Here is an 18,950-nt window from a genome sequence, read left to right as displayed (position 1 = left end):
CTCGGGAACACGCCGAACACATCAGAGACGTGCTGTCCGGGCGTGTCGCCCCGGTCCGCGCGCGGGACGCCGCCACCGTGGCGCTCTTCCGCGCGGGCCGGGCGGGCGGCATCGAGGTCTACCTGCTGCGGCGCAAGGCGACCATGGCCTTCGCCGCCGGCGCGTACGTCTTCCCCGGCGGGTCGGTCGACCCGCGTGACACCGACCAGGCCGTGGCCTGGGCGGGGCCGTCGCCCGCCGAGTGGGCGCGGGCCTTCCGCGCCGACGAGGCGGTGGCCAGGGGCCTGGTGTGCGCGGCCGTACGCGAGACGTTCGAGGAGTCGGGGGTGCTGCTCGCCGGGCCCGGCCCCGAATCCGTGGTCGCCGACACCCGGGGCGACGACTGGGAGGCCGACCGGCTGGCTCTCATCGACAGGAGCCTCGGCTTCGCCGACTTCCTCGCCAAGCGCGGCCTGGTGCTCCGCTCCGACCTGCTCAAGCCGTGGGCCCACTGGATCACGCCCGAGGCCGAGACGCGGCGTTTCGACACCCGCTTCTTCGTCGCCGTGCTGCCCGAGGGCCAGCGCACCCGCGACGTGGGCGGCGAGGCCGACCAGGTCGAGTGGCGCCGCCCGGCCGAGGCCCTCGCCATGGCTGACCGGGGCGAGATCTTCCTGATGCCCCCCACGTACCGCACCCTCGGCGACCTGGCCCGCCACGACGGCGTGGAGTCGGTGCTGGGCGAGCGGCGGGAGATCGTCACCGTGCTGCCCAGGGTCGTGGAGGTCGACGGCGAGTTCCGGTTGGAGTCGGCATGAGCGGCCTGCACATCCCGCTCGACACGCCCGACGGGTCGCGCACCGCGCACGCGGAGAACCTCCTCGCGCCCAACCCGTCGATCATGACGCTCGACGGCACCAACACGTGGGTGATCGGCGGCCGGGAGGTCGTCGTGGTCGATCCGGGGCCCGACGACGAGGCGCACCTGCTCCGGGTCCGCGACCACCTGGGGGATCGCCGGGTGACCCAGATCCTGCTCACCCACGGGCACTTCGACCACAGCGGCGGGGCCAGGCGGTTCGCCGGGCTCGTCGGAGCGCCGGTGCGCGCCCTGGACCCGCGCCACCGGCTGGGCGACGAAGGGCTCGCCGACGGTGACGTGGTCGTCGTGGACGGGCTGGAGATCCACGTGTACGGCACGCCCGGCCACTCGGCGGACTCGCTCTGCTTCTGGCTGCCGGAGGACCGGGCCATGCTGACCGGCGACACCGTGCTCGGCCGGGGCACCACGATCATCGCGGGTGACGGCGGCCTGGCCGACTATCTGCGCAGCCTGGACCGGCTCAGGGCGGCGGCGGAGAGCCTGGAGGCGCAGGCCCTGCTGCCCGGCCACGGCCCCGTGCTGCCCGACCCGATCGGCGCGCTCGACAGCTACATCGCGCACCGGCGGGTGCGCCTCGACCAGATCAAGGAGGCACGGCGCCAGGGCGCGCGCACGCCGCGGGAGATCGTACGGATCGTGTACGCGGACGTCGACAGGTCGCTCTGGCCCGCGGCCGAGATGTCGGTGCGGGCCCAGCTCGACTATCTGGACCGGTTGTAGAGCCGGTCGTGGTCGAGGATCACCACGGCCTTGGCCTCGATGCGCAGCCAGCCGCGGTGCGCGAAGTCGGCCAGGGCCTTGTTGACCGTCTCGCGGGAGGCGCCGACGAGCTGGGCCAGCTCCTCCTGGGTGAGGTCGTGGTGGACGCGCATGCCGTCGTCGGTTTTGGTGCCGAACCGCTCGGCCAGGTCGAGCAGCTGCTTGGCCACCCGGCCGGGCACGTCGGTGAACACCAGGTCGGCCAGCACGTCGTTGGTGCGGCGCAGCCGCTGGGCGAGCGCCCGCAGCAGGTGGAGCGCCACCTCCGGGCGGCCCGTCAGCCAGGGGCGCAGGTCGTCGTGGCCCAGCCCGGCCAGGCGCACCTCGGTCAGCGCGGTCGCGGTGGCCGTGCGCGGACGCGGGTCGAACAGCGACAGCTCGCCGAACATCTCGCTCGGGCCGAGCACGCTGAGGACGTTCTCCCGGCCGTCGGGGGAGGTGCGGGAGAGCTTGACCTTGCCTTCGAGCACGACGTAGAGCCGGTCGCCCGTCTCGTTCTCGTGGAAGATCGTCTGCCCTTTGGACAACTGGACCTCGGTGATGCTCGTCCTGAGCGCCGCGGCGCTCTCCCGGTCGAGCGCGGCGAACAGGGGGGCCTTGCCCAGCACGTCTTCGGTGTTCACTCTGCCTCCTCTGCTGCCATTGTGACGCACACCACTCCGGGCGGCACACCTGGCGAGCCAGGCTCGCCCGGGGGTGCCGCTCAGCGGCTGGATGAACCGCGTGCCGGGCTCGAAATGGTTCCCCCCACGACGAGCCGTGCGATCCTCCTGCCGAAGTGTACGAACAAAACCGTCAACATGCTTACTCATCCCCCGCTCAGAGCCCTCCAGTCCGTTACATACACCGTTAAAAACGGCCCAATCCCCCGAAGAGGGGATTTATGATCTTCCTTCTCATGGCCGGCTCTCCTCGTACGCGGAAAGAAAGCGTCATGTCCCGGGAAGCGGCGGGTGGCCATACCCTTGCGGCATGGCGACGAACGTGGCGGGCGCCCGCGGACGCAAGCTGGAGACCCGGCTGGGGCTGGTGCGGCGGGCCAGGAAGATGAACCGGATCCTCGCGGACACCTACCCCGACGCTCACTGCGAGCTCGACTTCACCAACTCATTCGAGCTGCTGGTCGCCACCGTGCTGTCGGCGCAGACCACCGACGTGCGGGTCAACCTGACCACGCCCGCGCTGTTCGCCAAGTATCCGACGCCCGACGACATGGCCGCCGCCGACCCCGAGGACCTCGAAACGATCATCAAGCCGACCGGGTTCTTCCGGGCGAAGACCCGCTCGCTGATCGGGCTGGCCAAGGGGCTGCGCGACCGCTTCGGCGGCGAGGTGCCGCGCAAGATGGACGATCTCGTCTCGCTGCCCGGCGTCGGCCGCAAGACCGCCAACGTGGTGCTCGGCAACGCCTTCGGGGTGCCGGGGCTGACCGTCGACACCCACTTCCAGCGGCTGGTGCGCCGCTTCGGCTGGACCGAGGAGGCCGACCCGGTCAAGATCGAGCAGGTGGTCGGCGAGCTCATCCCCAAGCGCGAGTGGACCGTCTTCTCCCATCGGATCATCTGGCACGGCCGCCGCATCTGCCACGCCCGCAGGCCCGCGTGCGGCGTCTGCCCGCTGGCGGCGCTCTGTCCCTCGTACGGCACCGGCCCGACCGCCGTCGAGGAGGCGCGCAAACTGGTGCGTTCCGGTCCCTTCTCCTGAGCGGGGAAGTTCGGTGATCCCCGCGGTGTTGGAGAAGTCGTGACCGAGGTGCCCCACTGGCTTGACCAGCTCGCCGCGAACGCCGTACAGACCCGTGTCCCCCCGGGGCTGCGCCCGCCCGTGCGGGGCGGACGCAGGGCGGCGGTGCTGGCGCTGTTCGGCGACGGCCCCTACGGCCCCGACGTGCTGCTGATCCAGCGCAGCACGCGCGGACGGCGCCACCCCGGCCAGCCGGCGTTCCCCGGCGGCGGCGTCGACCCCGAGGACGACGGGCCGATCGGCGCGGCGCTGCGCGAGGCCGAGGAGGAGACCGGCCTCGACCCGCGCGGCGTCACCGTCCTCGGCACCATGCCCGAGCTCTACCTCTCCCACAGCGACAACCGGGTCACCCCCGTGCTCGGCTGGTGGCACGACCCGTGCGCGGTGCACGCCGCCTCGCCCGACGAGGTCGACTCCGTCGAGCGGGTGCCGGTGACCGAGCTGACCGACCCGGCCAACCGCCTCATGCTGCGCCACCGGGCCGGGCTCGCCGGGCCGGCCTTCCGGGTGCGCGGGATGCTCGTGTGGGGGTTCACCGCGGCGGTGCTCGACGGGCTGCTGCGCGAGGGCGCGATGGAGCTGCCGTGGGACCGCGACCGGGTGGAGGAGATCCCGCCCGAGGTGCTACAGCTCGCGGCCCGTGGCTAGCGCCACGCCGAGCGAGGCCCAGCCGGCCACGTCGGCGTCGGCGTCCAGGGTCAGCGAACGCAACGCGGCCAGCCCCGTACGGTCGGGTGGGTCGCCCAGCACGTGCTGCAGCGCGTAGGCCGCCCCGTACCTCACCCGCGGGTCGCGATGGGCGGCCAGGTCGATCACCGACGGCAGCGAGCGCGGGTCCCCGAGATGACCGAAGGCGATCAGCACCGAGTACAGCACCACCGCGTCGTCCTCGCTGGCCGCCAGATAGCGCAGGATCGGCAGCGCGCGGTCCACGTACGCCCCCAGCAGGCCCAGGATGTCGACGCCCAGCAGCCGCTCGGCGGTCCCGTCGGCGGCGCACAGCCGCCGGGCCTCGATGAAGCACTCCAGATCGCCGCGCTCCCGCAGCCGGCTGATCACCTGCCAGCGCACCGGCCCGTCCGGGTCGGTGTCGCGCAGAGCTGCCTCGATGAGACCACGAACTGTTCCCTCGAACGGCGGCATGCGGATCACGTTAGCCACGGGCCGCGGGCGGTCCTGGCAGAAGACATGCACACTTGACCCAGACCCTGGTTAGCTTTGAAGCGTGCGCGGTGATCTGCTTGACCTCATATTGATCGGCCTCGTGATCGCTTTCGGGATCTCGGGATACCGGCAGGGCTTCATCATCGGGGTGATGAGCTTCGTCGGGTTCGTGGGCGGGGCCGTCCTGGGGGTGTTCATCGCGCCGCCGATCTCCCGAACCGTCGTCGACGGCGACACGCCGCAGGCGCTGCTCGCCATCGTGATCGTCTTCCTGGCCGCGACGATCGGACAGTTCGCCTCCTCGACCATCGGGGCCGTGGTGCGCTCGCACGTCACGTGGGAGCCCGCCAAGGTGGCCGACGCGGTCGGGGGCACGTTCGCCAGCGCGCTGTCGGTCCTGGTGATCGCGTGGCTGATCGGGTCGCTGATCGTCTCGACCTCGTTCACCCCGCTGGTCGACCAGGTCAAAGGGTCGTTGCTGCTCACCACCGTCGACCAGGCGATCCCGCAGGCCGCGCGCAACTGGCAGCAGCCGTTCAAGAAGTTCATCGACCGCTCCGAGTTCCCGCCGGTGTTCGACGCGATCGGCGCGGGCCAGCTCGTGGACGTCGAACCGGCCCCCCGCAGCATCCTCAAGGGCGCCAAGCTGGAGCGGGCCACCCGCGCCATCGTCAAGGTGCAGGGCAACGCCGAGAGCTGCAACAAGCACATCGAGGGCACCGGCTTCGTCTACGCCCGCGACCGCATCATGACCAACGCCCACGTGGTCGCCGGGGTGACCCGCGACCTGCAGATCGTCGACCACAGCGGCCGGCGTCACGCCGCCACCGTGGTCCGCTACAACCCGCGCCGCGACATCGCCGTCCTGCGCGTCCCGGGGCTCGACCTCCCGGCGCTGGCCTTCAACGGCGAGGCCGAGAAGGGCGACAACGCGATCATCGCCGGCTTCCCGAAGGGCCAGGGCTTCTCCGCCGAGCCGGCCCGCATCCGCAGCCGCATCAACAACGCCGAGAGCCCCGACATCTACCGCGACACCAACGTCACCCGCTCGGTGTACGCGATCCGCGGCCTGGTGCTGCCCGGCAACTCCGGCGGCCCGCTGCTCTCCGTCGACGGCCGGGTGTACGGGGTGATCTTCGCGGCCGCGGTCAGCCAGGAGGAGACCGGCTACGCGCTGACCGCCGACGAGGTCCGCCCGGACGCCGAGCAGGGCAAGAACGACACCAGCCCCGCCGACACCCAGCAGTGCGACTAGGTCAGGTCGTCCGGCTCCGGCAGCTCGGCCAGGATCAGCGCGACCGCCTCGGCGGCGTCGCTGTCGTCGTGCAGGCCGGACGCCGCCCTGCCCACCGCGTCGTACGGGTCGCCGTACGACTGCACCCGGGCCGCGCCGCGGGCGAACAGCGTCAGCGCGCCCCGCGCGTTGCCGCGCTGCAGGTGGGTCAGGCCCACGCAGATCTGCGCGAGGCCCTGCCACAGCTCGCGCTCCTCCTCGGGGGCGCACTTCCAGCGCCCCTCGAACACCTCGTGCGCGCTGAACGGCAGGCCCTCCTCCAGGAACCGGCGGCCGTCGGCGACCGCCTGCCCGGTGGTGGGCGCGTAGTCGTCGGGCACCCTCGGCATGCCCTCCGAGCCGTACGGCAGCGGCCGGCCGAACGCGTCACGCGGGCGGGCGTTGCGCGGGCGGCCCTCCGGATCTCGGTCTCTCATCGGTCGGGCTCCGGGTCGTCGAGCCAGCCGAGCAGCTCGGTGTCGAACACGTCGGGAATCTCCTCGTGCGGGAAGTGGCCCGCCCCCTCGAACAGCCGCCACCGGTACGGGGCGGCCACGTAGCGGCCCGACCCCTGCGCGGTGCGCGGCAGCGTGCAGGTGTCGAGCGCCCCGTGCAGCTGCAACGTCGGCGCCTCGACCTCGGTCCGCATGGCCCTGGCGTACCGCCGCCCGTCGGGGCGGAGCTGCGAGCGGCCGAACCACCGGTGATACTCCAGCGCGCAGTGGGACACGGCCGGGATCGTGAACGCCTCGCGATACGTACGCGAGGTCTCCTGGTCCGGCCACCCGGGCCCGGACCAGTCGTCGAGCAGCCTGCCCACCAGCGCGCCGCCGCGCCTGGTCAGCCTGCGCTCGGGCAGCAGCGGAAGCTGGAAGCCGAACGCCCGCCGGCTCGCCTTGAGCTGGCCGAACGGGTCGGTCAGCAGCGCGTTGCGCAGCCGCAGGGGATGCGGGGCGGACACCGTCACCAGCCGGTGCACGCATTTGGGGTCGAGCACGGCCATCGTCCAGGCCAGCAGCCCGCCCCAGTCGTGGCCGACCACGATCGCGCCGGTCTCGCCGAGCGCCTTGATCAGCCCGGTCGCGTCGGCGGCCAGCGTCGGCAGGTCGTAGCCGCGCGGCGGCTTGTCGCTGCCGCCGTAGCCGCGCAGGTCGACCGCGACCGCGCGGAAGCCCGCCTCGGGCAGCGACCTGAGCTGGTGCCGCCACGTCCACCAGAACTGCGGGAAGCCGTGCAGCAGCAGCACCAGCGGGCCGTCGCCGGCCTCCACGACGTGGAACCGCGTGCCCCCCGCGTGCACCGTGCGGTGCGTCCAAGGGCCTTCGATCTGGACGACGGCCTCGTCAGACGCCACCGGGTGTCACCGGCCTCTTGACCGGGACCGGTCGATCGTCCGCCACCGGGACCTCATCCGGATGGGCGATCTCCTTGAGGCCCTTCAGCGACCGGGCGGTCCGCTTCATCCCGGCCAGCCCCTTCAGCTTGCGGATTCCGACGTAGACCAGCAAAGCCGCGACAAGCAGGTAGAAGACGGTCACGGCGAGGAAGGCCACCCACGTCGGCATCCACTGAGCGAGCACGAAGGCGATCGCGAAGGAGGCGAGGATCAGGCACAGGTGGGCCATGAAGGCGGCGGCGGCGAACAGGCCCCCGGCCGTGCCGACCCGCTTGGCGTCGAACCTGAACTCGGCCTTGGCCAGCTCGATCTCCGAACGGACCAGAGTCGAGATGTGATCGCTCGCCTGGGCGACGAGCGAGCCCAGCGATTCTTCCTCGGGAGTCTGCGGCATGAACGTCTCCTATCGAGGCCTGATGGCCGTGTCAATCATCGTCAGCGGGATGCGACGCCCGCATACCGTATGGGACCCGGCCCCACCGCCGCGTCCCACCCGTGGAGCCCGCCTGACTGCCTCGCCGCCCCGGCCGAACATCCCAGGAACCTGCCCACCACGCGCCCCGCAATCACTCCCAGATCTACCCGATCCGAGAACATAGCGCCGAGCCGGTCCGGCACACGAGCGACCCCCCGCCCGGATGATCCAGGGCAGGGGGTCGCGTACGAGGGCTTCTAGTCTTCGGCCTTGGCCGACGGGAGCTTCTCCGAGATCAGGTTCATCACCGTGCTGTCGGCCAGCGTCGTGACGTCACCGATGCTCCGGTTCTCCGCCACGTCGCGCAGCAGCCGCCGCATGATCTTGCCGGACCGGGTCTTGGGCAGCTCGGGCACCACCAGGATCTGGCGGGGCTTGGCGATCGGGCCCAGCGTCTTGGCCACGTGCGCGCGCAGCTCGGCCGCGATGTCGTCGCTCTCCTCGACCGTGCCGCGCAGGATGACGAACGACACGATGGCCTGGCCGGTCACCGGGTCGGTGGCGCCCACGACCGCCGCCTCGGCCACCTTCGGGTGGCTGACCAGCGCGCTCTCCACCTCGGTGGTGGAGATGTTGTGGCCGGAGACGAGCATGACGTCGTCGACCCGGCCCAGCAGCCACAGGTCGCCGTCCTCGTCCTTCTTGGCGCCGTCGCCGGGGAAGTACATCCCGTCGAACCTCGACCAGTACGTGTCGATGTAGCGCTGGTCGTCGCCCCAGATCGTGCGGAGCATGGCCGGCCACGGCTCGCGGATGACGAGGAACCCGCCGCCGCCGTCGGGCACGCTGTTGCCCTGGTCGTCGACCACGTCGGCGACGATGCCGGGCAGCGGGCGCATGGCCGCGCCCGGCTTGGCGTGGGTCACGCCGGGCAGCGGGCTGATCATGATGGCGCCCGTCTCGGTCTGCCACCAGGTGTCGACCACCGGGCAGCGGTCGCCGCCGATGTTCGCGCGGTACCAGACGTACGCCTCAGGGTTGATCGGCTCGCCCACCGAGCCCAGGACGCGCAGGCTCGACATGTCGAACTTGGCGGGGATGTCGTCGCCCCACTTCATGAACGTGCGGATGGCCGTGGGCGCGGTGTAGAGAATCGAGATCTTGTACTTCTGCACGATCTCCCAGAACCGCCCGCGGTGGGGGGTGTCGGGCGTGCCCTCGTAGATCACGCTCGTCGCGCCGTTGGCCAGCGGGCCGTACACGATGTAGGAGTGGCCGGTCACCCAGCCGATGTCGGCGGTGCACCAGTAGATGTCGGTCTCGGGCTTCAGGTCGAAGACCGCGTCGTGCGTCCAGGCCGTCTGGGCCAGGTAGCCGCCGGTGGTGTGCAGGATGCCCTTCGGCCTGCCGGTGGTGCCGCTGGTGTAGAGGATGTAGAGGGGGTCCTCGGCGCCGTGCGGCTCGGCGGTGTGCTCGGTGCTCTGGCGGTCGACGACGTCGTGCCACCACAGGTCCTTGTCGCCGAACGCGACGTCCTGTCCGGTGCGCCGGACCACCAGGACCTTCTCCACCTGAGGGCTCTCGGCGACGGCCTCGTCCACGGTCGGCTTGAGCGCCGACGGGGCGCCGCGGCGGTAGCCGCCGTCGGCGGTGACGACCAGCTTGGCGTCGGCGTCGTGGATGCGGCTCTTCAGCGCCGCCGAGGAGAAGCCGCCGAAGACCACCGAGTGGACGGCGCCGATGCGCGCGCAGGCCAGCATGGTGATCGGCAGCTCGGGGATCATCGGCAGGTAGACGGCCACCCGGTCGCCCTTGCCCACACCCAGCTCGCGCAGGGCGTTGGCGGCCTTGCAGACCTCGTCCTGCAGCTCGGCGTAGGTGATCACCCGGGAGTCGTCCTCGGGCTCGCCCTCCCAGTAGTAGGCGACCTTGTCGCCGTGGCCGGCCTCGACGTGCCGGTCGACGCAGTTGTAGGCGACGTTCAGCTCGCCGCCGACGAACCACTTCGCGAAGGGCGTGTTCCACTCGAGCGTGGTGTCCCAGCGTTTGGCCCAGGTCAGCCGTTCGGCGACACGCTCCCAGAAGCCGAGGCGATCCGCGTCCGCCTCGGCGTAAGCGGCGGCGGTGACGTTCGCGGCCGCCGCCAGCTCGGCCGGTGGCGCGAACCGGCGGTTCTCCTGCAGCAAGTTGGACAGGGCCTGGGTCTCTTTGCCAGGGGTCTCCGGGGCCACCTTCGCGCTCCTTCTAGGGCCAGATCGGGTAGGTCATGTCCCACTTCACCAGGTCACAGCACCCCCACACAAGAGGTCTAGACAGGTCTGTACCGTTCGGCGCAGGAAGTCGACAGCTTGCCGATTTGAATGACAAAAGCTATTGAAACGTTGTCATCCTGAAATGTCTCCCTTGGAGCGCGCCAATTGGAGGCGGCTTTATGGGCCCCGCGAGAGTGATCCTCTACCCGCGGGTATGGTCGATATCCGTGAGTGACCCATTGGCCGCCCTCGCGCGGCTTCCCGGCGTGTCCGAAGCGGTCGACGCCGCACGGGAGGCCGTCGACCGGCTCTACCGCCACCGCGTCCTGCGCCGGGCGAGCCCGGCCGTGTCCACCGAGTCGTCGCTGCGCGGCGCCCGCGCGTCCGCCGCGATCGAGGGCGCGGACGTCCCGCTCGACGCGCTGCGCAGGGACGAGGCGCACGACCCGGTCGTGCAGGGGGCGCTGCGCGCCTCCGCGGAGCTGGGCCGCCTCGGGCCGACCTGGCGCAAGGCCCCCAGGCAGGTGCTGGCCCGCCTGCACACCGTCGCCGCGGCCGGACTGACCGGCCAGGAGGCGCTGGGCCGGCCCCGGACCGCCGACGCCGCTCCCGACCCGCTCGGCCTGGGCGCGGCGCCGTCCGCCGAGGAGACCGCGGCCCGGATGGAGCGCCTGATCTGGCTTATGGACGGCGCCACCAAGGCCGCCCCGGCGCTGGTGCTGGCCGCCGTCGTGCACGCCGAGCTGGCGGTGTTGCGACCCTTCGGCACGGCCGACGGCGTCGTGGCGCGCGCCGCCGAGCGGCTCACGCTGGTGGAGTACGGGCTCGACCCCAAGTCGCTGGTGGCCGTCGAGGTGGGGCATCTGGAGCTGCCGTACGCCGAGGGCTTGCGGGCCTATCTGAGCGGCACACCCGAGGGCGTGGCCCAGTGGATACAGCAATGTGCCTCTGCGGTAAGCCTGGGGGTGCGGGAAGCGGTCGCCATCTGCGAAGCCATGCAAAGAGGCTGAGAAACGTAGCTGACGGCGCCTCTGTCAAGAGACGCCGTCCGCCGGTGCATCACGCCGGGTTACCAAGCGTGCACCTCAATTCGTCGGAGCGGGTCAAGCCCGTCACGACGCGCCTCCCGCGGCTGGTCGCGCGTGGGTACCCGGTTGACGCACCCGGACCACTGGTCCGTGACACCTTTCTATGACGGATCAGCCCTGATGGGAACCCCCGGGAGCAAGACCTTTACCGGAGGTTGGCCGCGTGTCCGGTGTGGCGGATCGGCGTCGCGGTACGGGGCGTGGTTATCAAGCCGTGATGATCACTGTCCGTGATCGGCTTTATGTGATCGTTATGCGATTACGAAAAAACTTGGCGGAAATACCAGATTGCGCCTCGACGAAACTCGAGTGGATCGGGCAGCATACGGTGGTATCACCAGAAACTGGAGTGACTGCGCATGGGTTGGGTTTCCAAGTCCCTTGCCATGCTCCGGTGAAGTGATGAAAGCTTTCTTCTGAAACGGGACCGGCTCTACCCCCCCGGAGCCGGACCGAACAGGCGACCCCCGCTCTCCCCCCCGGCGGGGGTCGCCCCATTTCCGGACTTCGCCCGTAGCCGTCGTCCACAGCCTGTGCACGGCCTGCGGCGTCATCCCCAGAACCGCGTTCGCCTCCCCGCGCCCGGCCTCGTCCCGGGCATGGTCGGACCTCCCCGACCCCGAGGGAGTCCGATGAATCGCCCACTGGTCATCACCGAGGACCGCGACCTGCTCGACGACCTGGTCCGCGTCGCCGCCGCGGCCGGCGCCCAGATCGACGTGGCCCACGCGCCGGCCCACGCCCGCCCGTTCTGGAGCCTCGCCCCGCTGGTGGTCGTCGGCGCCGACCTCGCCGACGCCGTCGCCGCCTGCGCCCCTCCCGCCAGAGACCGCGTGCTCCTCGTCACCCGCGCCCCCGACGACCCCGACACCTGGCGCCGCTGCGTCTCGGTCGGCGCCCAGGCCGTCGTGCCCCTCCCCGACGAGGAGCGCCGCCTGGTCGAGGAGTTCGCCGACGCCATGGAGCCCCACCCGCGGTCTGGGGCGGTCCTCTGCGTCATCGGCGGCCGGGGCGGCGCGGGCGCCAGCGTCCTGTCGGCGTGCCTGGCGCTCAGAGCCTCCGGCGACCGCCTCCGCACCCTCCTGGTCGACGCCGACCCACTGGGCGGTGGCCTGGACGCCCTTCTGGGCCAGGAGGAGACGCAGGGGGCCCGCTGGGCCGACCTGGTGGCCAGGCAGGGCCGCATCAGCTCCTCGGCCCTCCAAGGAGCCCTTCCCTGCTTCGGCGACCTCGCGGTCCTGTCCTTCCACCGGGGCGAGGTCCGCCCCATCCCCAGGGAGGCCATGCGCTCGGTCCTCGAAGCCGGCCGCCGGGGCTTCGACCTGGTGATCGTCGACCTTCCCCGCCACCTCGACGCGGCCGCCGCCGAAGCCCTGGGCAGGGCCACCACCACCCTCCTGGTGGTCACGGCCGACGTCCGCGGGGTCCTGTCCGCCGCCCAGGTCCTGCGGCAGGCGGCCGAGCACACCTCCGACATCCGCGCCGTCATCCGCCCCGGCGTCCTCGACGCCGACGCGGCGGCGGCCTCCCTGTCCATCCCCGCCGCCGCCCACCTGCCCGACCACCCCCGCCTGACGGCCACGCTCAACCGCGGCGAACTCCCCAGACTGGGCCCCCGCACCACCCTCGGCGCCCTCTGCACGACGCTCCTCCACGACCTCCTCCCGGCGTGACCCCTTCGGCCGCCGCCCGCGATCCCACCCGAATCGAGACCACCGTGCAGGTAACCCCCGAGCTCGTGGAAGCCGTCCGCGTACGCCTCGCCAGAGCGGGGGCCGAACCCACGGCCGCCCAGGTGGCCGTGGCACTCCGCGCCGAGAGGGCGGTCTACGGCGACGCCGAGATCCTCGCCGTCGCCCGGGCCCTCTGCGCCGACCTCATCGGCGCGGGCCCGCTGGAGCCGCTCCTGGCCGCGCCCGAAGTGACGGACGTCCTGGTCAACGGCCCCCGCGAGGTATGGGTCGACGACGGCAGGGGCCTGCGCCTCACCCCCGTCACCTTCACCGACGACGCCGCGGTCCGCAGGCTCGCCCAGCGCCTGGCCGCCGCGGCGGGCCGCCGCCTCGACGACGCCTCCCCGTACGTGGACGCCCGCCTCGCCGGAGGCGTCCGCCTCCACGCGATCCTCCCCCCGATCGCCTCGGGAGGCACCTGCGTCTCGCTGCGCCTGCCGCCCCGCCGCACGTTCACCCTGCCCGACCTGGTGGCGGCGGGGACCATCACCCCTGCCGCCGTCCCGATCCTCACCACCTTGGTCACCACCAGGAGAGCCTTCCTGATCTCGGGCGGCACCGGCACGGGGAAGACGACCCTCCTCTCCGCCCTCCTGTCCCTGGCCGACCCCGGCGAACGCCTCCTCCTGGTCGAGGACTCCGCCGAGCTCCGCCCGCTCCACCCGCACGTGGTCCGCCTGGAGTCCAGACCCGCCAACGTCGAGGGCGCGGGAGGCGTGGGCCTGCGCGACCTCGTCCGCCAGGCCCTGCGCATGCGCCCCGACCGCCTGGTGGTCGGCGAGGTCAGAGGCGCGGAAGTGGTCGACCTCCTCGCGGCCCTCAACACGGGCCACGAGGGCGGCTGCGGCACCCTCCACGCCAACACGGCCGCCGACGTCCCGCCCCGCCTGGAGGCCCTGGGCTGCGCCGCGGGCCTCAGCAGACAAGCCGTCCACAGCCAGCTGGCGGCCGCCCTGGACGTCGTCATCCACCTCACTCGCAGCCGCACCGACGGCAGACGCCGCATCTCCGAGATCCGCCTCCTGACCAGAACCGACGACGACCTCGTACGAGCCATCCCCGCCGTGACCTTCACCCCCGAAGGCCACGCACACCCAGGCCCCGCCTACACGACCTTGACGGGCGACTCCCCGCCCCTTCCGCCCTCCCGAGAAGCCCCGCCGTCCGGGAGCCTCCGCCACCACCCGACGTCTCCGGCCTCGCGAGAAGCCCCGCCGTCCGGGAGCCCTCGCCATCACCCGACGTCTCCGGCCTCGCGAGAAGTGTCGCCGTCCGGGAGCCCTCGCCCTCTCCCCACCGGCCAGGCTCCCTCTCCCGAGGAGTCCGCGTCATGACCGTCGTGGCCGCCGCCTTCCTCATCGCCCTCGCCGTCTGGCTCTGGACCAGCCCCGACGCCGCCACCCTCCGTCTGGCCAGGCTCACCCACCACGACGACGGGCCGCGCCCGCCCAGCCTGAAGGCCCTGTTCGCTCGCCCGAGCAGGTCACGCCGAGCCGACGCCTGGCGCCGCGCGTCGATCGAGCTGTGCCACGCCATGACCGCCGAGCTGTCAGCGGGGCGGACCCCCGGCGAGGCCCTGTCCAGAGCACTCGACGCCGTCGACCTGCCGGACCCCGGCGCGCTCCGCCCCGTGTCGGCCGCGGCCAGAGACGGCGGCGACGTCTCCGCCGCCCTGCTCCGGGCCGCCCCGGAGGAGGGCGGCGAGGGCCTGCGCCGCCTCGCCGCCTGCTGGGACGTCAGCGTGACGGTCGGCGCAGGCCTGAGCGCCCTCGTGGACCGCGTGGCGGCGACCCTGCGCGCCTCCCAGGCCCACCGGCAGGACGTCGCCGCCCAACTGGCCGGCCCTCGCACGACAGCCAGGATGCTGGCCATCCTCCCGGCGCTGGGCCTCCTGATGGCCGCCGCCCTGGGCATGCGTCCCCTCACCTTCCTGCTGGGCGGCCTCCCCGGCCTCCTCTGCCTCGCCGCCGGCATCTCCCTGGACGCCTGCGGCCTCTGGTGGACCCACCGCATGGCCACCAAAGCGGTGAACCCCTGACCCGCCCTGACAAGGCCAGGCGTCAAAACCCATCCGCTGCGGAAAGTCCCGACCTCCGTCACAGCTAGGACCACCCGATGCTCGCGCTCGCCTCCATTCTCTGCACTGCCCTGGCGGCTTACCTCTGGACTTCGCCCACCACTCCCGCGCAACGCCTCGCGCGCCTGCTCCCCGAGCCCTCACCCCGGCAGAACGGATCCCGTCCCGCCGACCCACCTCCGCCCGTCTGGCTCACCGACAGGGCGCGGACCGGGCGCCGGCTCTCAAGCCGCACCCTCGTCCCGTCGCTCTGCCTGGGTGTCGTCGTCGCCCTGCTGGTCGGCGGCGTCCCCGGCATCGTCACGGCCCTCCTCGCCACTCCCATCACCGCGGCGGCCCTCCACCGCAGAGATCCGCCGGAGCTCGAACGCGACCGCAACCGGATCACCACGGACCTGCCGTTCGCCGCCGACCTCATGTCGGCCTGCCTGCTCGCGGGCCAGCCCACCAGCGCCGCCACCGAGACCGCCGCCACGGCGATAGGCGGCCCCCTCGGGCTGAGACTCACCTGGGTGGCCGCCCAGCTCAAACTCGGCGCCGACCCCGAGCCGACCTGGACCCACCTGTCCCGCGACCCGGCCACAGCCCAACTCGCCCGAGCGATGATCCGAGCGTCCCGGAGCGGCGCCCCCGTGGCCGACATCCTGACCCGCCTGGCGGACGACGCCCGCGAAACGTCAAGGGCCGCCTCGGTGGCCGCGGCCCGCAGTGTGGGCGTCAAAGCGGTGGCACCCCTGGGCCTCTGCTTCCTCCCGGCCTTCGTCCTCTTGGGAATCGTCCCCGTGGTAGCAGGCTTGGCCACCACGATCGTCCTCCCTTGACGAGAGCGCTCCGCCGGTTCCAGCGAGTCCGCGTCGGCTGATGAGAGCGCTCCGCCGGTTCCACCGGGCTCGCGTCGGCTGACGAGAGTGCTCCACCGGCTTCAGCAAGCTCGCATCCGCTGTCTAGACAGCACCGCTGGGTCAGCCGGGCTCGCGTCCGCTGACGAGAGCGCTTCGTTCCGGCGAGCACGCGTCCGCTGACGAGACCATGCCACCAGGTCCACCGGGCCCGCGTCCGCTCAACCTCCGCGTCCGCTCAACCTCCGCGTCCGCTCAATCTCGCGTCCACCCAACGTCGCGTCCGCTCAACCTTCGCGTCCACCCAACGTCGCGTCCACCCGATCCCGCCTCCGTTCACGGGTGCTCCCTCCACAGCCTCGGCGCCACGTACTCGCTTATCCACAGAACGGCGCTCGGCCCCTTGGGTCCATGCCGGTCCAAGCGAATCTTGGACCCGCACACCGGGGCGTCGCCCCGGCCCGATCTTCCTGGAGGCACGATGCAGGACCACAAGAACCTGTCGCTCCGCACCCGCCACCGCCGCTGGTGGTCCGTCAGGCAGGCCCGCCTGGCGGGAGCCGCCCGCGACAGGGGCATGTCCACCGCCGAGTACGCGGTCGGCACCATCGCCGCCTGCGCCTTCGCCGCTCTGCTCTTCAAGGTGGTCAGCAGTCCCGAAGTGCAGGAGATGCTCTCCTCGCTGATAGACCGGGCGCTCAACACCAAGGGATGACCGGCCACGCGCGCCGGAGGTCGTCAAAAGGCTCCGTGACCGCCGAAACGGCCGCGATGCTCCCCGCACTCATGGCCGTCCTCGCGGCGGCGCTGTGGGCCATCCAGGCCGTCGGAGCCCACCTCGAATGCGTCGACGCCGCCCGCTCCGCCGCTCGCGCCGCGGCCAGGGGCGAGCGTCTCGATCAGGTACGAGACCTCGCCCGCTCAGCCACCCGCCCCGAAGCAGAGGTAACTGTGAACCGCACCCCAGAACACACGACCGTGCACATCTCGCTCGCCGTCCGCCCGCCCTGGGGCCCCGCCCTGCCCGCGATCCACGTGACCGCGTCCGCCACCACGCCCACCGAATCCTGACCTCACGGTGGACCGCCCGTGAGGCAGCCGGAACCGAATCCTGACCTCACGTGCAGACCGCTCATGCGGCAGCGAGAACCGAATCCTGACCTCACGGTGCGGACCCCCGTGCGGCAGCCAGACCCCCTGGCCTGATGTGCAGACCGGTCATGCGGCAGCGAGAACCGAATCCTGACGTCACGTGCGGACCGCTCGTGCGGCAGCTAGAACGGCGCCGGGCACACGGCCGTGCGCTGAGGAGATCTGTGATGCCACGTAACGACCGAGGCTCGGCCACGCTCTGGGGCGTCGCGCTCATGGGTTTGCTGATGGCCGTGGCCATGGCCTTCGCCCTGGCCGGCGAGGCGCGCGTCGCACGCCACCGCGTGTACGACGCTGCCGACCTCAGCGCGCTGGCCGCCGCCGAACTGGCCCTCGTAGACCCGGAAAGCGCCTGCGCGAGAGCGACGACCCTGGCGAAGGCGAACGGGGTCGAACTGACGAACTGCGAGATCAGCGGCGCGGTGGCGGACGTCAGGACATCGCTGACGATCTCGATCCCCGGCCTCGGCGTCCGCACCCTGACCGGCCGCTCCCGCGCCGGCCCAGCCAGTCCGTCCCCTCTGAAGCTACGGCGGGCTGAGCGGGCCGAAGGCACGCATCACGGCGCTCAGCCCGAGGGGGTTCCCAAAGTTCCCTTACTTGCTGAAATGAGACGAATGGGATGAATGAGACGAGCGTGGACTGCATCTCCCAAAAAAGAGAGGCCCCGTAGTGAGTGCCTGGCTGCAGAACGGTTCCGTAGTGAGCGCCCGACTGCGCCCTTCTCCGTGATCTCGCCGCAAGTGGGACGGGTTGAGGCCCGAAAGAATAATCACGACATATGGGATTAAAGAGGATGATTACCACATGCGGTGCTAGATGGGAGCCCGCTGGATGGGGCAGGTCATGCAGCGGGCGCCGCCCCGGCCCTTGCCGAGTTCGAAGCCCTCGATCTCGATCACTTCCACGCCCCTGTTCCGCAGCTGCCGGTTGGTGAACTGGTTCTTGTGGTAGCCGATCACCACGCCGGGGGAGAGGGCGAAGAAGTTGTTGCCCGAGTCCCATTGCTCGCGCGCCTGCTGATAGTCGTCGCCGCCGGTGGGGATCAGCTCCAGCTCGCCGATCTCCAGGGCCTCCGCCACCGCGTGCGCGAAGCCGGCGGCCATGTGGACGTCGAGGGTGCCCGGCTTGTCGCCGGGGCGGAGCGCGTATGTGGTGGCCGTTTCCAGGAACGGCGGGTAGACGGCCGCCTTGTTCACGTCCAGGAGGGTGAAAACGGTGTCCAGATGCATGTACGTACGTCGCTTGGGGATCTCGACGGCGATCACCCGGTCGACCGAGCCTCCGCCGAACAGCGACAGGGCGAGGTGCTCCACGGTGCGCGGGTTGGTCCGTTCGCTCAGGCCGATCACCACCGTGCGGTTGCCGATGGGCATCATGTCGCCGCCCTCCATGGCGGCGGCGCCGAAGTCCTCCTCGTCGAACCGTGATTCCTCGCCGCGCTCCGGATACAAGAACGCGAACTCCTCTCCGGCGAACATGGGGTGGAAGTGGTAGATCGTGCTCTGGTTCAACGTCTCCAGCCGGCGGGCGTGATGGTACATCGGGTTGAGCGACACCCCGCCGTAGAGCCAGGCGACCGGATCGCGCTGGTAGAGGGAGTTCGGCAGCGGCGGCAGCATGAAGTCGTCCATCCGGGCCGAGGCCGCGACCAGGGAGTTCGCCTCCAGGCCGGGGATCCCGTACTCCTGCTTGGTCAGCCCGCCGATGAGGTGGGTGGCCAGCTTCTCGCCACTCCAGCCGGACAGCGTCTCCCGGACGCCGTCCACGAGCGCCGGGCCGACGGTCAGGTGGGTGACGGCCTGCTCCACCGCGTGCCGCTTGGCCTCGAAACTCCCGTCCAGCGCCTCCGCGAGCAGTTCCTGGTGGTAGAAGACCTCGACGCCGTGCTCGCGCAGCACCGCGACGAACGCGTCGTGCTCACGCTGCGCGTGCTCCACCCAGATGATGTCGTCGAAGAGCAGCCGGTCGCGGTTGGCCGGGGTGAGCCGCCTGAGGCTCAGCTCCGGGCGGTGCACGATGACCTTGCGCAGCGTGCCCACCTCCGAGTGGACGCCGAACGACTGATCGGTCATGGCTCTTGCCCCCTTGGCGAGTCAGCTGGTGCTCCGGCCGGTCATACCGAACCACTGGAGCCCTGCCCGGAATCGCCCGGCTCGCATCCTCGGCCCGGAGACTGCCCTCGACCCGGAGGCTG

The 18,950-nt window shown here is 71.6% G+C and carries 20 protein-coding genes; 13 read left to right on the top strand and 7 right to left on the bottom strand.

Features of this window, described 5'->3' with window-relative positions:
• The first annotated feature begins 20 nt into the window (after positions 1–20).
• Together ABD999_RS13910 and ABD999_RS13905 are read left to right on the top strand one after the other, a co-directional pair.
• The gene (locus ABD999_RS13910; protein WP_148037237.1) at positions 21–797 is read left to right on the top strand and encodes an NUDIX hydrolase; all 777 of its coding nucleotides are present in this window, start codon (positions 21–23) and stop codon (positions 795–797) included.
• On the top strand, positions 794–1,582 hold the full coding sequence (locus tag ABD999_RS13905; RefSeq protein ID WP_271276103.1) for an MBL fold metallo-hydrolase: 789 nt from the start codon (positions 794–796) through the stop codon (positions 1,580–1,582). The genes ABD999_RS13910 and ABD999_RS13905 overlap by 4 nt, the downstream gene beginning before the upstream one ends.
• On the opposite strand, the gene ABD999_RS13900 is transcribed toward ABD999_RS13905, so the two are convergent.
• On the bottom strand, positions 1,564–2,244 hold the full coding sequence (locus ABD999_RS13900) for a Crp/Fnr family transcriptional regulator (RefSeq protein WP_148036286.1): 681 nt from the start codon (positions 2,242–2,244) through the stop codon (positions 1,564–1,566). The genes ABD999_RS13905 and ABD999_RS13900 overlap by 19 nt on opposite strands.
• 349 nt (positions 2,245–2,593) lie before the next feature.
• On the opposite strand from ABD999_RS13900, the gene nth reads away from it, so the two are divergent.
• Both nth and ABD999_RS13890 read left to right on the top strand, forming a co-directional pair.
• Complete coding sequence (gene nth / locus ABD999_RS13895; RefSeq protein ID WP_271276104.1) at positions 2,594–3,325, top strand: endonuclease III; 732 nt, start codon at positions 2,594–2,596, stop codon at positions 3,323–3,325.
• A 39-nt stretch (positions 3,326–3,364) separates the two neighbouring features.
• Positions 3,365–4,012, top strand: coding sequence for an NUDIX hydrolase (locus tag ABD999_RS13890; protein ID WP_271276105.1), 648 nt, complete (start codon positions 3,365–3,367; stop codon positions 4,010–4,012).
• Here the strand turns inward: ABD999_RS13890 and ABD999_RS13885 are convergent.
• Positions 3,989–4,507 (bottom strand): HEAT repeat domain-containing protein, encoded by a 519-nt coding sequence (locus tag ABD999_RS13885; protein ID WP_219544804.1) that lies wholly within the window; start codon positions 4,505–4,507, stop codon positions 3,989–3,991. The two genes, ABD999_RS13890 and ABD999_RS13885, sit on opposite strands and share 24 nt — an antisense overlap.
• An 82-nt stretch (positions 4,508–4,589) precedes the next feature.
• On the opposite strand from ABD999_RS13885, the gene ABD999_RS13880 reads away from it, so the two are divergent.
• Entirely contained in the window at positions 4,590–5,783 is a 1,194-nt protein-coding gene (locus tag ABD999_RS13880; protein WP_148036290.1) for a MarP family serine protease, read from the top strand.
• Here the strand turns inward: ABD999_RS13880 and ABD999_RS13875 are convergent.
• The 4 genes from ABD999_RS13875 to acs form a co-directional block, all read right to left on the bottom strand.
• Complete coding sequence (locus ABD999_RS13875; protein ID WP_271276106.1) at positions 5,780–6,238, bottom strand: DUF309 domain-containing protein; 459 nt, start codon at positions 6,236–6,238, stop codon at positions 5,780–5,782. The two genes, ABD999_RS13880 and ABD999_RS13875, sit on opposite strands and share 4 nt — an antisense overlap.
• Positions 6,235–7,155: an alpha/beta fold hydrolase gene (locus ABD999_RS13870; RefSeq protein WP_219544805.1), complete on the bottom strand. Its 921-nt coding sequence runs from the start codon at positions 7,153–7,155 to the stop codon at positions 6,235–6,237. Before ABD999_RS13870 ends, ABD999_RS13875 begins: the two co-directional genes overlap by 4 nt.
• The gene (locus tag ABD999_RS13865; protein WP_271276107.1) at positions 7,145–7,591 is read right to left on the bottom strand and encodes a phage holin family protein; all 447 of its coding nucleotides are present in this window, start codon (positions 7,589–7,591) and stop codon (positions 7,145–7,147) included. The genes ABD999_RS13870 and ABD999_RS13865 overlap by 11 nt, the downstream gene beginning before the upstream one ends.
• 278 nt (positions 7,592–7,869) lie before the next feature.
• Positions 7,870–9,843, bottom strand: a complete 1,974-nt coding sequence (acs, locus tag ABD999_RS13860) for an acetate--CoA ligase (protein WP_271276108.1) — start codon at positions 9,841–9,843, stop codon at positions 7,870–7,872.
• A gap of 248 nt (positions 9,844–10,091) precedes the next feature.
• On the opposite strand from acs, the gene ABD999_RS13855 reads away from it, so the two are divergent.
• From ABD999_RS13855 to ABD999_RS13820, 8 genes are all read left to right on the top strand, one after another.
• Positions 10,092–10,874: a Fic family protein gene (locus ABD999_RS13855; protein WP_271276109.1), complete on the top strand. Its 783-nt coding sequence runs from the start codon at positions 10,092–10,094 to the stop codon at positions 10,872–10,874.
• Between the two features lie 710 nt (positions 10,875–11,584).
• Positions 11,585–12,625 carry a septum site-determining protein Ssd gene (gene ssd / locus ABD999_RS13850; protein ID WP_271276110.1) on the top strand — a complete coding sequence of 347 codons (1,041 nt, stop codon included), beginning with the start codon at positions 11,585–11,587 and terminating at the stop codon, positions 12,623–12,625.
• Positions 12,622–14,019 (top strand): TadA family conjugal transfer-associated ATPase, encoded by a 1,398-nt coding sequence (locus ABD999_RS13845; RefSeq protein WP_378525350.1) that lies wholly within the window; start codon positions 12,622–12,624, stop codon positions 14,017–14,019. The genes ssd and ABD999_RS13845 overlap by 4 nt, the downstream gene beginning before the upstream one ends.
• Positions 14,016–14,723 carry a type II secretion system F family protein gene (locus tag ABD999_RS13840; protein WP_271276111.1) on the top strand — a complete coding sequence of 236 codons (708 nt, stop codon included), beginning with the start codon at positions 14,016–14,018 and terminating at the stop codon, positions 14,721–14,723. Before ABD999_RS13845 ends, ABD999_RS13840 begins: the two co-directional genes overlap by 4 nt.
• A gap of 77 nt (positions 14,724–14,800) precedes the next feature.
• Positions 14,801–15,583, top strand: coding sequence for a type II secretion system F family protein (locus ABD999_RS13835; protein ID WP_271276112.1), 783 nt, complete (start codon positions 14,801–14,803; stop codon positions 15,581–15,583).
• A gap of 499 nt (positions 15,584–16,082) precedes the next feature.
• On the top strand, positions 16,083–16,316 hold the full coding sequence (locus tag ABD999_RS13830) for a DUF4244 domain-containing protein (protein WP_148036299.1): 234 nt from the start codon (positions 16,083–16,085) through the stop codon (positions 16,314–16,316).
• Positions 16,317–16,351: 35 nt separating this feature from the next.
• Positions 16,352–16,672, top strand: coding sequence for a TadE family type IV pilus minor pilin (locus ABD999_RS13825; protein WP_271276113.1), 321 nt, complete (start codon positions 16,352–16,354; stop codon positions 16,670–16,672).
• 248 nt (positions 16,673–16,920) lie between these two features.
• Positions 16,921–17,379, top strand: coding sequence for an Rv3654c family TadE-like protein (locus tag ABD999_RS13820; protein ID WP_271276114.1), 459 nt, complete (start codon positions 16,921–16,923; stop codon positions 17,377–17,379).
• Positions 17,380–17,568: 189 nt separating this feature from the next.
• Here the strand turns inward: ABD999_RS13820 and ABD999_RS13815 are convergent, their stop codons facing one another.
• Complete coding sequence (locus tag ABD999_RS13815; protein ID WP_271276115.1) at positions 17,569–18,828, bottom strand: arginine deiminase; 1,260 nt, start codon at positions 18,826–18,828, stop codon at positions 17,569–17,571.
• Positions 18,829–18,950: the final 122 nt, after the last annotated feature.

This window comes from Nonomuraea ferruginea (assembly GCF_039540635.1).
GTDB lineage: Bacteria > Actinomycetota > Actinomycetes > Streptosporangiales > Streptosporangiaceae > Nonomuraea > Nonomuraea ferruginea.
Note: the sequence above shows the minus strand (reverse complement) of the source record. Positions and strands in the feature narration are given on the sequence as shown.

What these genes read in the sequence shown, in the direction of transcription:
- ABD999_RS13905 (WP_271276103.1), top strand. Translation starts at nt 794, where the DNA reads ATGAGCGGCCTGCACATCCCGCTCGACACGCCCGACGGGTCGCGCACC.
- nth (WP_271276104.1), top strand. Translation starts at nt 2,594, where the DNA reads ATGGCGACGAACGTGGCGGGCGCCCGCGGACGCAAGCTGGAGACCCGG.
- ABD999_RS13885 (WP_219544804.1), bottom strand. Translation starts at nt 4,507, where the DNA reads ATGCCGCCGTTCGAGGGAACAGTTCGTGGTCTCATCGAGGCAGCTCTG.
- ABD999_RS13875 (WP_271276106.1), bottom strand. Translation starts at nt 6,238, where the DNA reads ATGAGAGACCGAGATCCGGAGGGCCGCCCGCGCAACGCCCGCCCGCGT.
- ABD999_RS13865 (WP_271276107.1), bottom strand. Translation starts at nt 7,591, where the DNA reads ATGCCGCAGACTCCCGAGGAAGAATCGCTGGGCTCGCTCGTCGCCCAG.
- ssd (WP_271276110.1), top strand. Translation starts at nt 11,585, where the DNA reads ATGAATCGCCCACTGGTCATCACCGAGGACCGCGACCTGCTCGACGAC.
- ABD999_RS13840 (WP_271276111.1), top strand. Translation starts at nt 14,016, where the DNA reads ATGACCGTCGTGGCCGCCGCCTTCCTCATCGCCCTCGCCGTCTGGCTC.
- ABD999_RS13835 (WP_271276112.1), top strand. Translation starts at nt 14,801, where the DNA reads ATGCTCGCGCTCGCCTCCATTCTCTGCACTGCCCTGGCGGCTTACCTC.
- ABD999_RS13830 (WP_148036299.1), top strand. Translation starts at nt 16,083, where the DNA reads ATGCAGGACCACAAGAACCTGTCGCTCCGCACCCGCCACCGCCGCTGG.
- ABD999_RS13820 (WP_271276114.1), top strand. Translation starts at nt 16,921, where the DNA reads ATGCCACGTAACGACCGAGGCTCGGCCACGCTCTGGGGCGTCGCGCTC.
- ABD999_RS13815 (WP_271276115.1), bottom strand. Translation starts at nt 18,828, where the DNA reads ATGACCGATCAGTCGTTCGGCGTCCACTCGGAGGTGGGCACGCTGCGC.